Source organism: Chloroflexota bacterium (genome assembly GCA_018825785.1).
In the GTDB taxonomy this organism is placed as follows: Bacteria; Chloroflexota; Dehalococcoidia; order JACVQG01; family JAHKAY01; genus JAHKAY01.
The window spans coordinates 41581-54139 of sequence record JAHKAY010000029.1 but is presented as its reverse complement, the minus strand read 5'-3'; the positions used below and the strand labels follow the sequence as shown (position 1 = coordinate 54139).

The following is a 12559-nucleotide window of genomic DNA, read 5'->3' as shown; positions in this document are numbered from 1 at the left end:
CTTCAGTGGCGGAAGTGGCGGACGCCGGTGAAGACCATTGCCATATTGTAGGCATCGGCCATCTCTATGGCTTCTGTATCCCTGACGGACCCCCCCGGCTGCATGACGGCGGTCACCCCCGCCTTCCCCGCCAGCTCCACCCCATCGGGGAAGGGGAAAAAGGCGTCGGAGCCCAGGACGCTCCCCCTGGCCCTCTCCCCCGCCTTTTCCAGGGCTATCTTCACGCTCACCACCCGGCTGGGTTGGCCCGCCCCCATTCCCACCAGGGCCCGGCCCCGGGCCAGGACGATGGCATTTGACTTGATATGCTTTACGGCCCTCCAGGCAAAGAAGAGGTCCTCCATTTCCTGGGGGGTTGGGGGGCGGCGGCTCACCGTCCGGGGCCGGAACTCCTCCGGCAGGAAACCGTCCTGGCCCTGGACGAGAAGGCCCCCCGACACCTTCTTCAGCTCCCAGCCCGCGCCGTCCGGGGAAATGGGTCCCACCGCCAGGATGATGAGGTCCTTCTTCCGCCCCAGCAGGGCGAGGGCCTGGGGGTCGAGGTCCGGGGCCAGGACGCCGTCATAGTGGGTCTTGTCCATCTCCTGGGCAGTGGCCAGGTCCAGGGGGCGGTTCAGGGCCACGACCCCCCCGAAGGCTGCCACCGGGTCCCCGGCCAGGGCCCTCCTGTAGGCCTCGGCCAGGTCCGGGTGGACAGCCAGCCCGCAGGGGTTATTATGCTTGATAACTGCGCAGGCCGGCTCGGCAAACTCCCTCACCACCGCCAGGGCCGAGTCCAGGTCCAGGATGTTGTTATAGGAAAGCTCCTTTCCCCCCAGCTTTCTGGCCAGGGCCAGGGATGGGGGAAGGGGCCTCTCATCTGCGTAGAAGGCCGCCCTCTGGTGGGGGTTCTCCCCGTAGCGCAGGTCGGCAAGCTTACGGAAGGAGAGGACCAGCTCCTGGGGAAAGCCCCCCTCCACCCTGAGATAGCCGGCGATGGCGGCATCATAGGCGGCCACGTGCTGAAACGCCTTCTGGGCCAGGCGCCGCCTTACTTCCAGGGGGACCTCCCCCTGCCTCAACAGCCCCAGGACCTCCTCGTAGTCCCGCGGGTCCACCACCACCAGGACATGGGGGAAGTTCTTGGCCGCCGCCCGGAGCATGGTGGGGCCCCCGATGTCAATGTTCTCCAGGGCCTCCTCAAGCCCTGCCCCCCGGGCCACGGTCTCCCGGAAGGGGTAGAGGTTGACCGCCACCAGGTCAATGGGCTCAATGGCCTGCTTCTTGAGTTCTTCCCGGTGGCGGGAAAGGTCACGGCGGGCCAGGATGCCCCCGTGAACATTAGGGTGTAATGTCTTCACCCGCCCGTCCAGGATCTCAGGGAAGCCGGTGATGTCTGAGATGGACTTCACCTTCACCCCGGCCTCCTCCAGGGCCTTCTTCGTCCCCCCCGTGCTGAAGACCTCCCAGCCCAGCCCCTGAAGGGCCTGAGCGAAGGGGCCGACGCCTTCCTTGTTGTGGACCGAGACAATGGCTCTCAAACTATCTCAACTCCCTTCCCGGCAATAATCTCCCCAATGTGCCTGGCCCCGGGGATGGACTGGAGGAGAGAGGGACCTTCCTCCGGGGAGGCCACCACCACCATCCCCACCCCCATATTGAAGACCCGGTACATCTCCGCCTCCGGCACCGCGCCCTGTCTCTGGATAAGGCCGAAGATGGCCGGCACCTCCCAGCTCCCCCCTATTATCCTGGCCCCCAGCCCCCGAGGCAATACCCGGGGGATGTTTCCCTCAAAACCACCCCCCGTAATGTGGGCCAGGGCCTTCACGCGGGGGAGCAAAGATTTCAGGCTGTCATAATAGCAGCGGTGGGGCTCCAGGAGGGCCTCCCCCAGGGTCCGCTCCAGCGGGGGAAAGGCCTTTCTCAGCACCGCTGGCTCCTCCTCCAGCCGGAAGACCTTCCGGGCCAGAGAGTAGCCGTTGGTATGGAGGCCCGAGGAGGCCAGGCCCAGGAGCCAGTCTCCGGCCCGGATATCCCGGCCGGAGATAACCCTGTCCCTTTCCACCACCCCCAGGATAAAGCCCACCAGGTCCATCTCCCCCTCCTGATAGACCCCCGGCATCTCCGCGGTCTCCCCGCCCAGGAGGGCCACCCCCACCCCTTTGCAGGCCGCCACTAGGCCCTGGAAGAGCCTCTCAATCCTGGCCGGCTCCAGCTTCCCCATGGCGATGTAGTCCAGGAGAAAGAGGGGCTCCGCCCCCAGGGTGAGGATATCGTTCACCGAGTGGTGGACCAGGTCGTAGCCCAGGGTATCGTAGCGGTCCAGAAGGGAAGCTACCTTCACCTTGGTCCCCACCCCGTCACAGCTGGCCACCAGGACCGGTTCCCTGAAGCCGCGGAGGGCAAAGAGTCCGGCGAAAGGGCCTGGCCCAGCAAGCACCTGGGGGCCAAAGGTAGTGGGGGCCAGCCGGGCCATGAACTTCTTGAGCCTGCCGGCCGCCGGGATGTCCACCCCGGCCGAGGCGTAACTCTCGCTCAACGCCTTCCTGTCTCCAGAGTCTCCAGGGCCAGCTTGTCCATCTCCATCTGGACCGGGATAGGATATTCCCCGGTGAAACAGGCCAGGCAGAACATCTCCCGGGGCAGGTCCACCGCCCGGAGGAGTCCCTCAATGGAGAGGTATCCCAGGGAGTCCGCCCCTAACTGCTGGCATATCTGGGGGATGGTCTTCTGGGCGGCGATGAGCTCAAAGCGGCGGGCCATGTCCACGCCGAAGAAACAGGGGTAGCGGATGGGTGGAGCGCAGATGCGCAGATGCACCTCCTTTACCCCCGCCCGCCGGAGCAAAGCCACCACCCGGGGGGTGGTGGTCCCCCGGACAATGCTGTCGTCCACCACCACCAGCCGCTTTCCCTCCAGGACCTCGGGGAGGGGGTTGAACTTCAGCTTCACCCCCAACTCCCTCAGCCGCTGGTCGGGCTCAATGAAAGTGCGGCCTACATAGCGGTTTTTGAGGAGGCCTTCGGTGAAGGGTATCCCCGACTCCCGGGCATAGCCGATGGCTGCGGCAATCGATGAGTCAGGCACCCCCATCACCAGGTCCGCCTCCACGGGGTGCTCCCGGGCCAGCCCCACCCCCATCCGCTGGCGGGCCAGATGCAAAAGCCGCCCCTGGATGAGGCTGTCGGGGCGGGCGAAGTAGATAAATTCAAAGATGCACAGGGCACGGCGAGGGGAGGGCTCCCTATAGCTCTCCAATTCCCCCCCACGGATGAGTACGATTTCTCCCGGCTCCACCTCCCGGACGAAACGGCCCCCGATATGGTCCAGGGCGCAGGACTCGGAGGCCACCGCCCAGCCCCCGTTCACCCTCCCCAGGCAGAGGGGCCTCACCCCCATCGGGTCCCTTGCCGCCATCAGACAGTCCCGGGTGAGGAGGACCAGGGAATAGGCCCCCTCCAGCCGCCGCATGGCATAGCGGACCTTCTCGGGCCAGTTCCCGTCCGGGGCCGACTGGACAAGATGGGCGATGACCTCGGAATCGGTGGAGGTGCGAAAGGTGCGGCCCGCCGCCTCCAGCTCCCGGCGCAGGTATTCCGCATTGACCAGATTGCCGTTGTGCCCCAGGGCCAGGGGGCCCAGAGGCCCCTCTACCAGGAGGGGCTGGGCATTATCGGGGCGGCAGGAGCCCATGGTGGAATAACGGGTGTGGCCTATAGCCATATGGCCCTTGAGGGGGGCCAGGGACTCCTCCCTAAAGACCTGGGAGACCAGCCCCATCCCGGTGGCCACCCTTATCTCCTGTCCGTCGGTGGTGGCGACCCCCGCCGATTCCTGGCCCCGGTGCTGGAGGGCAAAGAGGGCAAAATATGTAAGCCGCGCTACATCTTCCCCGGGGGCAAAGATGCCGAAGACACCGCAGGCTTCATGCAGCGGTTCCACTGCCCTGAATTATACCCTTTTCCCCAGGCCCCGTAAACCTTCCCCCGGGACCCCATTGACGGATTTCCCCCCAGGGCCTATAATTCACCAGAAAGTTTAGTAGTAAACTAAACAATCAAAGGGGTGGGGCATGAAGGTAAGCATGCGGGTGGACTACGGGATAAGGGTGCTGGTGGACCTGGCCCAGGCGGAAGGGGTGGCCCAGACCAGTGATATTGCCCAGCGCCAGGGCATACCCGAGCCCTACCTGGACCAGATATTGACCGTCCTCCGAAAGGCGGGGTTTATCGCCTCCAAGAGGGGGCCGCAGGGGGGCCATGTCCTGGCCCGGGACCCCTCCCAGGTCTCCGTGGCCGAGGTCATGGCGGCCCTGGGCAACCCCCCGTCCCTCCGCTGCCTGGAGCAGCCCTCCGACTGCGTCCAGGCAACCCTCTGTGTCCAGAGGGACGTGTGGCGTCAAATAGATGAGGCCACCCAGAAGCTCCTGGCCGCAATCTCCATCGGGGAGATGGCCCACCAGCAGGAGCGCCGCCATGAGGGCGGAATGTACTATATCTAGTCCACATGAACAAATTCGCTCGATGAGAGCACAGACTGGCCTCCTGGACCTCATCGGCTCGACCCCCCTCCTCCGCCTCTCCCGTCTGGCCCCCCCCGCCATTGTCCTGGCCAAGCTGGAGTCCCGGAACCCCAGCGGCAGCATCAAGGACCGGGTCGCCAAGTTCATCCTGGAGGAGGCCTTTGCCCGGGGCCGGCTACGGCCCGGCGATACCGCTGTGGAGGCCACAGCGGGGAACCTGGGACTCTCCCTGGCCCTGGTGGGGGGGGCCAAGGGCCTGCGCATCATCATCGTCATGCCCGAGGGGGCCAACCCCTCCCTTCGCCGCCTCCTCCTCTATCTGGGGGCCGAGGTGGTCCTCACCCCCGCTGCCGAGGGGATGGCAGGTGCGGGGCGGGTGGCCGGGGAGCTCCTGGGTGACAATCCCAGCTACCTCGGGATAAAGGCCTTTGAAAACCCCCTCAACCCCCAGGCCCACCACTCCACCGCCCGGGAGTTGCTGCGAGCCACCCGGGGAAGAATAGACGCCTTTGTGGCTGGCATCGGCACGGGCGGCACCATCACCGGGGTGGGCCAGGTGCTGAAGAAGGAGCTGAAGGGGGTGCGGATAATCGGGGTGGAGCCCGCCCGCTCTCCCCTCCTCTCTCAGGGGAAGGCCGGCCCCCACGGCATCCCCGGCCTGGGGGCCAGCTTTGTCCCCCCTATCCTGGACCGGAATATCCTGGACGAGGTCATCGCCGTGGGCGACCAGGAGGCCCAGGAGATGGCCTCCTCCCTGGCCAGAAAGGAGGGCCTGCTCGTGGGCCCCTCCTCCGGGGCCAATGTCTTCGCCGCCCTCCAGGTGGCCAAGAGGCTGGGCCCGGGGAAATGGGTGGCCACCATCCTCCCCGACAGCGGAGAGAAATATGTCTCCCTGGGGGAGACGGCCGAGCGGAGAAGGAAATAGCCATGCCCTACCGCGACATCGTGGACGCAATCGGCCACACCCCCCTAGTGGAGCTCACCCGCTTCCCCTTGAAGAAGGGGGTGAGGCTCTTTGCCAAGCTGGAGGGGAATAATCCCACCGGAAGCGTCAAGGACCGGATTGCCAGATATATGCTTGAGGAGGCAGAACAGCAGGGGAAGCTCGCCCCCGGGGGAGCTATCCTGGAGGCCACCAGCGGCAATACCGGCATCTCCCTGGCCTTCCTGGCCCGGCGCAAAGGCTATAAGCTCACGGTGGTGCTGCCGGAGAACGTGAGCCAGGAGAGGATAGAGCTACTCCGGCTCTACGGGACGGAGATCGTCTTCTCCCCGGCCGACAAGGGGACCAACGGGGCCGTAGCGATAGCCGAAGAGATGGCACGGGACCCCAGGTATTTCATGCCCTACCAGTTCGGCAACCCCGCCAACCCCCGGGCGCACTACGAGACCACCGCTGAAGAGATACTGGAAGAGCTGCCCCAGGTGGATGTCTTTGTGGCCGGGCTGGGCACCGGCGGCACCCTCATGGGGGTGGGGAGGAGGCTCAAGGAGCATGACCCCAGGGCCAGGGTGATAGCCGTGGCCCCCAACCCCGGGGACACCATCGAGGGCCTGAGGAGCCTGGAGGAGGGCTTCATCCCACCCATCCTGGACATAAGCCTCCTGGACAGGAGGACAATAGTGGACTCCCGGGAGTCCATCCGGGCCACCCGGGAGCTGACAGAGAGGGAAGGCATCTTCGCCGGCATCTCCTCCGGAGCCGTCATCTCCTGCGCCCTCAAGGTGGCCCAGCAACTAGAGAAGGGCAACATCGTGGCCCTCCTGGCCGACGGGGGCTGGAAATACCTCTCCACCCAGCTCTGGACCCGCCCCCTGGAGGAGATAGAGCCCCGGGTCCAGACCCAGCCCTGGTGGTAAAACCTCAGGCTTCAAGGGGAAGAGGTCCAACGTGACCGCGGAGCGCAACAGGCAAGAAGAAAGGGGAGTAGTAATGGTCCAACTGACACCCGAAGAGCTTCAACGCTATGATAGGCAGATGAGGATTCCGGGTTGGGGGGAAGAGGGGCAGAAGAAGGTGAAATCGGCTACGATAGTGGTAGCCGGTGTGGGAGGATTGGGGTGCCCCCTATCTATTTACCTGGCGGCAGCCGGGGTAGGTAGGCTTATCCTCATTGACAAGGACAAGGTGGAACTGAGCAATCTCAACAGGCAGGTCCTCCACTGGGATAAGGACATTGGCAGACATAAGGTTGATTCAGCAGTGGAAAAACTGCGTCAGCTAAACCCGACAATCCAAATCAAGGGTCTGACAGTGGAGATAACGGAGGCTAACGTTAAGGAGCTGATAAGCGGCTCGGATGTGGTCATGGACGGTATGGACAATTTCAAGACGAGATTTGCCCTGAACCGGGCCTGCTTTGAGCTGAATATTCCCTTTGTCCACGCCGCTATCTACGGGCTGGAGGCGAGGTTGATGACCGTAATGCCCGGCAAGACAGCCTGTCTGCAGTGCCTCCTGCCCTCGCTCCCTCCTGAGGTCAAGCCCTTCCCTGTCCTGGGCGCTACACCCGCCAGCGTGGCCAGCCTGCAGACGATGGAGGCATTGAAGCTGATTACAGGCATAGGCGAACCAACCAATGGCAATCTAGTGCTCACTGATGGCCAATTTATGAGATTTCGGCGCTTGAAAGTGCGCAGAAACCCAGACTGTCCCGTCTGCGGGAATCCAGAAAGGAGCTGAAAATGATAGAAGTTCATCTGGCTACCCCCCTGAGACCGTTGATGCGAGGGGCCAGGGTTGTGAATGCGGAAGGAAAGGACCTGCGGGAACTCGTGAGCAATCTGGAAGCCGACTACCCCGGGTTCAAGGAGAGGGTCCTGGAGCCTGATGGCAGCATGAGGCCCTTCGTCAATATCTTCGTCAATGACGAGGACGCGGGCTTCTTGAAGGGCCTGGAGACCCAGCTAAAGGACGGGGATGTAGTCTCCATCTTGCCCGCCGTATCGGGTGGTAGCGGAAGCTAACCTTTACGAATAAACTATAGAGCCCCCCCGGCCGCAAACCCGAAGGCAGAGGGGCTCACCAGGACAGCCCCCGGCAGAGCCCCTGGAGGAACCGGAGCCCCGCCTCCAGGCACGGCCTGCGGTTAATAAGCGTTACAATACCCCCTTGACAAATCCACAGAAACCGCTACAATGATTGTTTAGTAATCAACTAAACAAAGCGAGGGGGGACTGAAGTCGGTGAGCAGGCTGGTGGCTCTAGGGTCATCGCAGGGTAGGGCGGCCACCCTTGGGCTGGGCTCGGTTATAGACAGGAGTCTAGGTTCAGGCCGATGACAGGACTGCTTGTCTTTCTTGGAGTGGCTGGTATCGGGGCGGTGGCCCAGCTGGTGGATGGTAGCCTGGGCATGGGGTTTGGGGTCTTCTCCGCTTCCCTGATGGTGGCCACAGGCTTTGCTCCTGCCGTGGCAGTGGCAACAGTCAACGCTGCAAAGATTATTACCGGGCTGGCCTCGGGACTGTCCCACTGGGGCCTGGGCAACGTGCGCCGGGACTGGCTTCTGCCCCTGGCATTGAGCGGGGTGTTAGGCGGTTTTCTGGGGGGCTATCTGCTGACCTCCATATCGTCGCAAACAGCCAAGCCCGTGGTGAGCGTCCTGTTGCTGGTCATGGGGCTCCTCATTGTCTGGCGCGCCCTGCGCTGGCAGGTTCCCTGCGCTGAGGCGCAAGGTGAAAAATGCAAACAGTGCCCCAGAGGGAAATGGCAGTTGCTTGCGGAAAACGCCAGGAATAATTCCAAGGCCAAGCTGGGCGCCTTAGGGTTCCTGGCTGCCCTGGTCAACGGCTTCAGTGGCGCCTATGGCCCCATAGCCACATCAGGCGTCCTGCTCCTGGAGAAAGGGCAGCCCCGCCATGCCATAGGCACAGTGAACCTCGCCGAGTTCTTCGTGGCTGTTACGGTGGCGGTCACCATCCTTCTAAGGATAGGGCTGGACCAGTTCCCCATCGGCCTGGTGCTGGCCCTGGCTGCCGGGGGCATCATGGTGGCACCCCTGGCCGCCTATATCTGCCGCGGCATTTCACCCAAAGCTCTCGCCTTTCTGGTGGGCTCGCTCCTCATAGCCTTGAATGTGAGAGTAGTGGGCTGGCTCTTGGCCTGAAAGAAACTATCTGGCAACGGGGGGAGGAAAGAAAGAATGAAGATGCAGAACCTGAGCTCGGAAGAGCTATGGTACCTCGTGGAAAATCTCAACTTCGCCCAGAAGGTGGACCGCTCCCTGGGACTTATCAGAGAGGCCTACCAGGAGTTTGGCGACCGCCTGGTGGTAGCCAATAGCCTGGGCAAGGACTCCATTGCCGTGTGGCACCTGGCCAAGCGTGTTTCGCCGGACATCCGCGGGTTCATTATTACCACCCGTTTCAAGCCACCAGAGACCGTCAGGTTCATGGAGGAGGAAGTGGCCCGGTTCCCCGAACTCCGGGTCTTCCGCAACGACGAGCCCCTCCCTGATGAGCTCTATCGCTTTGACCCGGACCGTTGCTGTGACATCCTCAAGGTAACGCCGACGCGGTGGGCCCTGGAAGAGATGAATGTGGCCTGCTGGGTAACCGGGCTGCGCTGCACGGAAGGACGCACCCGCACCGACTACCGGGAAATTGAGGAGCGGGACAAGGGCCTTATCAAGCTCAATCCCATCCTCCTGTGGCACGAGCGAGAGGTATGGCAGTATCTCGCCCTCAACCAGGTCCCCGTTAACCCGCTATATGCCCTTGGCTACCGTTCCCTGGGCTGCGTGGTGTGCACCCGGATTACCGCCGGTGCCAGCGAGCGGGCCGGCCGCTGGGCGGGCACCAGCAAGTGCGGCGGCGAGTGCGGCATCCATACCCGACCCCTGAAGGTCTCCTCCTCTGCCCAGTCGTCAGCAAAGGGCAAATGAAAAGGAGAAGGAGGAAGGCTTGAAGGCGCTGGATGTCCGTGGCCTGAAGGCCACAGGGATTATCCGCCAGACCGAGCGGGAATACTTCGTGGTCCGGCTCAGGGTTCCGGGGGGAAACCTGGAGGCAGACAAGCTAATCCGGGCGGCGGAGCTGGCCAAGAAATACGGCCGGGGCTACTGCCATTTCACCTTCCAGCAGTCCGTGGAGGTCCCCTATGTGAAGGGGGAGGACCTGGACCGGATAAAGGAGGAGATAGAGGCCTCGGGCCTGAGGCTGGCCAACTGCGGCCCCCGGGTGAGGGCCGTAACCGCCTGCCAGGGCTGCCGGGTTAATCCCTACGGCAGGGTGGATGCCCCTGCCCTGGCGGCCCAGGCTGACGAGAAATACTTTGGCATCCATTGCCCCGCCAAGTTCAAGGTCTCCTATTCTGGCTGCAACATCGGCTGTGCCAACCCCCAGGAGAACGACCTGGGCTTCCACGGCATGGTGGAGCCCAAGCTCATCCCGGAGCTGTGCAATGGTTGCACCCTCTGCGTCCAGCTCTGCCGCTCCCGGGCGGGGGAAGCCCTGGTTATGAATGAGGAGACCAACTTGCCCAGGTGGATTGAGGAGCGCTGTACCCACTGCGGGGAGTGCGTCTACTGCTGTCCCACCCTGGCCTGGGTGGTGGGGAGGGTGGGCCATGCCGTCTATGTGGGGGGCAAGCACGGCCGCTTCCCCCGCTGGTCCAACCGGGTGGCCGACTTCGTCAGTGATGATGACACCTTCAAGGTCATAGAGCGCTGTGTGGCCTGGTACCAGCGGAACGCCAAGAAGGGGGAGCGCTTCGGCACCGCCATAGACCGGCTGGGCCTGGAGAGGCTCAAGAAGGAAGCCCTCCCCGAGTTCACTACCGTCCAAGACTGGGACCGCGCCGGCTCCCGGCCAAAAGGGATAGAGTACCGGGTGCTCCACACCTGGGACCCGGAGGCGGAAGCTTGAAGACGCTGGACCTGAGGGGTTGCATCTGCCCCATGAACTGGGTCAAGACCAAACTGGCCCTAGAGGAGCTGGAGCCGGGGGATGTGATTGAGGTCTGGCTGGATGATGGGGAGCCCATCCGCAATGTACCCCGCTCCGCCGCCGGCGAAGGCCACCGGATTGTCCGGGTGGTCCCCCAGGACAGCTTTTTCCGCGTCTTGATCAAGCGGGGAGGCGATTCCTGAGGAGGTGAGGCCAAGCGGAAGACACGCTCAGAGCATGCTATTCCGTCAACAACGGAAAGAGGGAGGTAGAGGACAATGGCAAGACTGGATGCAATCGCGGAGCTAAAGGCTGACCACACCAAGGTGAGAGACATCCTCCTGGACATCATTGTGGCCGCAAGCCGTCGTGACGCCGCCAAAGCCCTGGAGTTGCTGCTACGCCTTGACAAGCTTGGCGGACCCCACTTCCAGTGGGAGGAGGAGAGTTTCTACCCCACCCTGGAGAGGTTCTACGGGCCGGAATACAAGGAATATCTCTTCGGCGTTCACGACCGAATCGTCCGGGCCGCCAGGCAGCTGGCGCAAATCCTGGGCAAGGGTGAGATAACAGAAGCTGAGGCCAAAAAGGTCGTGGCTCTGGTCCGGAGCGAGATTCTGCCTCACCCCATTGAATGCGAGGGGCTAACCCTGTTCTCGGAAAGGCTTACCAGCACGGAAGTTGAGGCGATGGGCAAGCACTTTGAGGCCGTCCGAAAGGTGGGGCTGCCTTTGCTGGAATGGGCACAGAATGTCAGGACCAGGAAGGCATAGTACCCAACCGAGACGGGCCTCATGACGAAACCCGGGGATAAACTGGCCTTCATAATCAACAGCGCCTCATATGAACGCGTTGCCTTCGCCCTGGGCGTGGCAGCCGCAGCAGCCGCCATGGGTAAGGACGTCCGCGTCCTTTTCGGCCACGGGGCGGTTATCCGGCTGAAGAGAGGCCTTACCGACGAATTGGGCGATGAAACCGGAGGCTGGATAAGAGAGCGGGTCAAGGCGGGGATTGAGAAGGGCAGCGTTTCCCCGGTCTCGGAACTGCTGGATGACCTCAAGAAGCTGGGAGGCAGGGTCTATGCCTGCCCCGCAGCTATGGACCTGCACAACATCGTTTTTGGTGAGTTGGTGGAGGAAGTGGACGAGGTCCGCAGTGTGGTCAGGTTTGTCTCAGAAGACATGGCTGACAGCTCTGTCATCTATGTGTAAGGGGAGGGAAAACAGCTATGAAGGAGGAGTATCTTTTTCTGTCGCCGGAATGGGTGCACGAGGCAGTTAGAGCGATCCAGGCCGCCAGAGGCACCGACAAGAGCTTTGGGAAACTGGCGCAGAGTTTCAGCCTGATTTTGATATATGTGGTCACGGAGCTTCCCCAAAGCCTCAGGGAGATACATGGCGGCCCCCAACTGGTTGTCCTTGTCCATCTGGAGAAGGGGACCGTGAGGCGCTTGTGGCTGGGCACAGAGGTCCCCGGGGACAAGCATGATTTCATGGTCTCCAGCAGCTACAGCCTGGCAAGGCAAATATTCTGCGGAGAAGCGAACCCAGCTACTGCCTTTATTGACCGTCAGTTCAAGGTGGAGCCCATGCGCAGGGTCTACCAGAGGCCCAAGTTCACGGCCAAGGCTATCGTCACCGGCAATGCCATGCTCAAGGTCGCCAGGCGGGTGGCCACCATATTCCCTCCGGATGGAGGTCCCAGGGCAACTGCTTCCGCGCTATAATTGAGCGGGGTAACTAACTTGTTCCTTTTGGAGAAGGGCTTCGCCCAGGAAATGATAGACCATGCTCGCCGGGAGGCCCCGGACGAATGCTGCGGCCTCCTGGCGGGGAAGGACCACAAGGTCCTGAGGGTCTATACCGCCCGCAACGCACTGAAGAGCCCCATACGCTACAGCCTGGACCCCAAAGAGCTCTATCAGCTACTCCAGGAGATAGAAAAGCAAGGGTGGGAGCTTCTGGGCATCTACCATTCCCATACCCATACCCAGGCCCACCCCTCGGCCACCGATGTCGAGCTGGGCTTCTGGCCCGACGCCCTGTACTTCATCATCTCCCTCCAGGACCCCAAGGCCCCCCAGGTCCGGGCCTTCTTTATCCGGCAGGGCCGGGTCACGGAGGAAGAGCTGACCATCCGCTAAAACCCTCAAAAAGGCCCTTGCACCCT

16 protein-coding genes are annotated in these 12559 nt (G+C 62.8%); 13 read left to right on the top strand and 3 right to left on the bottom strand.

Translation table 11 applies throughout. The features are described 5' to 3' along the window. Positions 1–2: 2 nt before the first annotated feature. Genes purH through purF form a run of 3 tightly spaced genes read right to left on the bottom strand, consistent with a single transcriptional unit; the run spans position 3 to position 3915 of the window. Positions 3–1520, bottom strand: a complete 1518-nt coding sequence (gene purH, locus KJ624_04615) for a bifunctional phosphoribosylaminoimidazolecarboxamide formyltransferase/IMP cyclohydrolase (GenBank protein ID MBU2009109.1) — start codon at positions 1518–1520, stop codon at positions 3–5. Next, complete coding sequence (gene purM / locus KJ624_04610) at positions 1517–2521, bottom strand: phosphoribosylformylglycinamidine cyclo-ligase (protein ID MBU2009108.1); 1005 nt, start codon at positions 2519–2521, stop codon at positions 1517–1519. The genes purH and purM overlap by 4 nt, the downstream gene beginning before the upstream one ends. Further along, the gene (gene purF, locus KJ624_04605; GenBank protein ID MBU2009107.1) at positions 2518–3915 is read right to left on the bottom strand and encodes an amidophosphoribosyltransferase; all 1398 of its coding nucleotides are present in this window, start codon (positions 3913–3915) and stop codon (positions 2518–2520) included. Before purF ends, purM begins: the two co-directional genes overlap by 4 nt. A 139-nt stretch (positions 3916–4054) precedes the next feature. Between purF and KJ624_04600 the strand changes: the two genes are divergently transcribed. From KJ624_04600 to KJ624_04540, 13 genes are all read left to right on the top strand, one after another. Next, positions 4055–4483 (top strand): Rrf2 family transcriptional regulator, encoded by a 429-nt coding sequence (locus tag KJ624_04600; protein MBU2009106.1) that lies wholly within the window; start codon positions 4055–4057, stop codon positions 4481–4483. Between the two features lie 22 nt (positions 4484–4505). Continuing rightward, entirely contained in the window at positions 4506–5429 is a 924-nt protein-coding gene (locus KJ624_04595) for a cysteine synthase family protein (GenBank protein MBU2009105.1), read from the top strand. A 2-nt stretch (positions 5430–5431) separates the two neighbouring features. Continuing rightward, the gene (locus tag KJ624_04590) at positions 5432–6364 is read left to right on the top strand and encodes a cysteine synthase family protein (GenBank protein MBU2009104.1); all 933 of its coding nucleotides are present in this window, start codon (positions 5432–5434) and stop codon (positions 6362–6364) included. Positions 6365–6437: 73 nt separating this feature from the next. Beyond that, a complete protein-coding gene (locus KJ624_04585; protein ID MBU2009103.1) occupies positions 6438–7187 on the top strand; it encodes a HesA/MoeB/ThiF family protein in 750 nt (249 codons plus the stop codon). 2 nt (positions 7188–7189) lie between these two features. Then, positions 7190–7471 (top strand): MoaD family protein, encoded by a 282-nt coding sequence (locus KJ624_04580; GenBank protein MBU2009102.1) that lies wholly within the window; start codon positions 7190–7192, stop codon positions 7469–7471. Between the two features lie 311 nt (positions 7472–7782). Next, positions 7783–8610 carry a sulfite exporter TauE/SafE family protein gene (locus KJ624_04575; protein MBU2009101.1) on the top strand — a complete coding sequence of 276 codons (828 nt, stop codon included), beginning with the start codon at positions 7783–7785 and terminating at the stop codon, positions 8608–8610. A 42-nt stretch (positions 8611–8652) separates the two neighbouring features. Further along, the gene (locus KJ624_04570) at positions 8653–9387 is read left to right on the top strand and encodes a phosphoadenylyl-sulfate reductase (protein MBU2009100.1); all 735 of its coding nucleotides are present in this window, start codon (positions 8653–8655) and stop codon (positions 9385–9387) included. Positions 9388–9406: 19 nt separating this feature from the next. Then, the gene (locus tag KJ624_04565; protein ID MBU2009099.1) at positions 9407–10369 is read left to right on the top strand and encodes a sulfite reductase; all 963 of its coding nucleotides are present in this window, start codon (positions 9407–9409) and stop codon (positions 10367–10369) included. Next, positions 10366–10593 (top strand): sulfurtransferase TusA family protein, encoded by a 228-nt coding sequence (locus KJ624_04560; GenBank protein ID MBU2009098.1) that lies wholly within the window; start codon positions 10366–10368, stop codon positions 10591–10593. Before KJ624_04565 ends, KJ624_04560 begins: the two co-directional genes overlap by 4 nt. 75 nt (positions 10594–10668) lie before the next feature. After that, entirely contained in the window at positions 10669–11163 is a 495-nt protein-coding gene (locus tag KJ624_04555) for a hemerythrin domain-containing protein (protein MBU2009097.1), read from the top strand. Positions 11164–11184: 21 nt separating this feature from the next. Then, on the top strand, positions 11185–11601 hold the full coding sequence (locus tag KJ624_04550) for a DsrE family protein (protein ID MBU2009096.1): 417 nt from the start codon (positions 11185–11187) through the stop codon (positions 11599–11601). A 17-nt stretch (positions 11602–11618) separates the two neighbouring features. Next, positions 11619–12116, top strand: coding sequence for a hypothetical protein (locus KJ624_04545; protein MBU2009095.1), 498 nt, complete (start codon positions 11619–11621; stop codon positions 12114–12116). A gap of 51 nt (positions 12117–12167) precedes the next feature. Next, a complete protein-coding gene (locus KJ624_04540) occupies positions 12168–12533 on the top strand; it encodes a M67 family metallopeptidase (protein MBU2009094.1) in 366 nt (121 codons plus the stop codon). Positions 12534–12559: the final 26 nt, after the last annotated feature.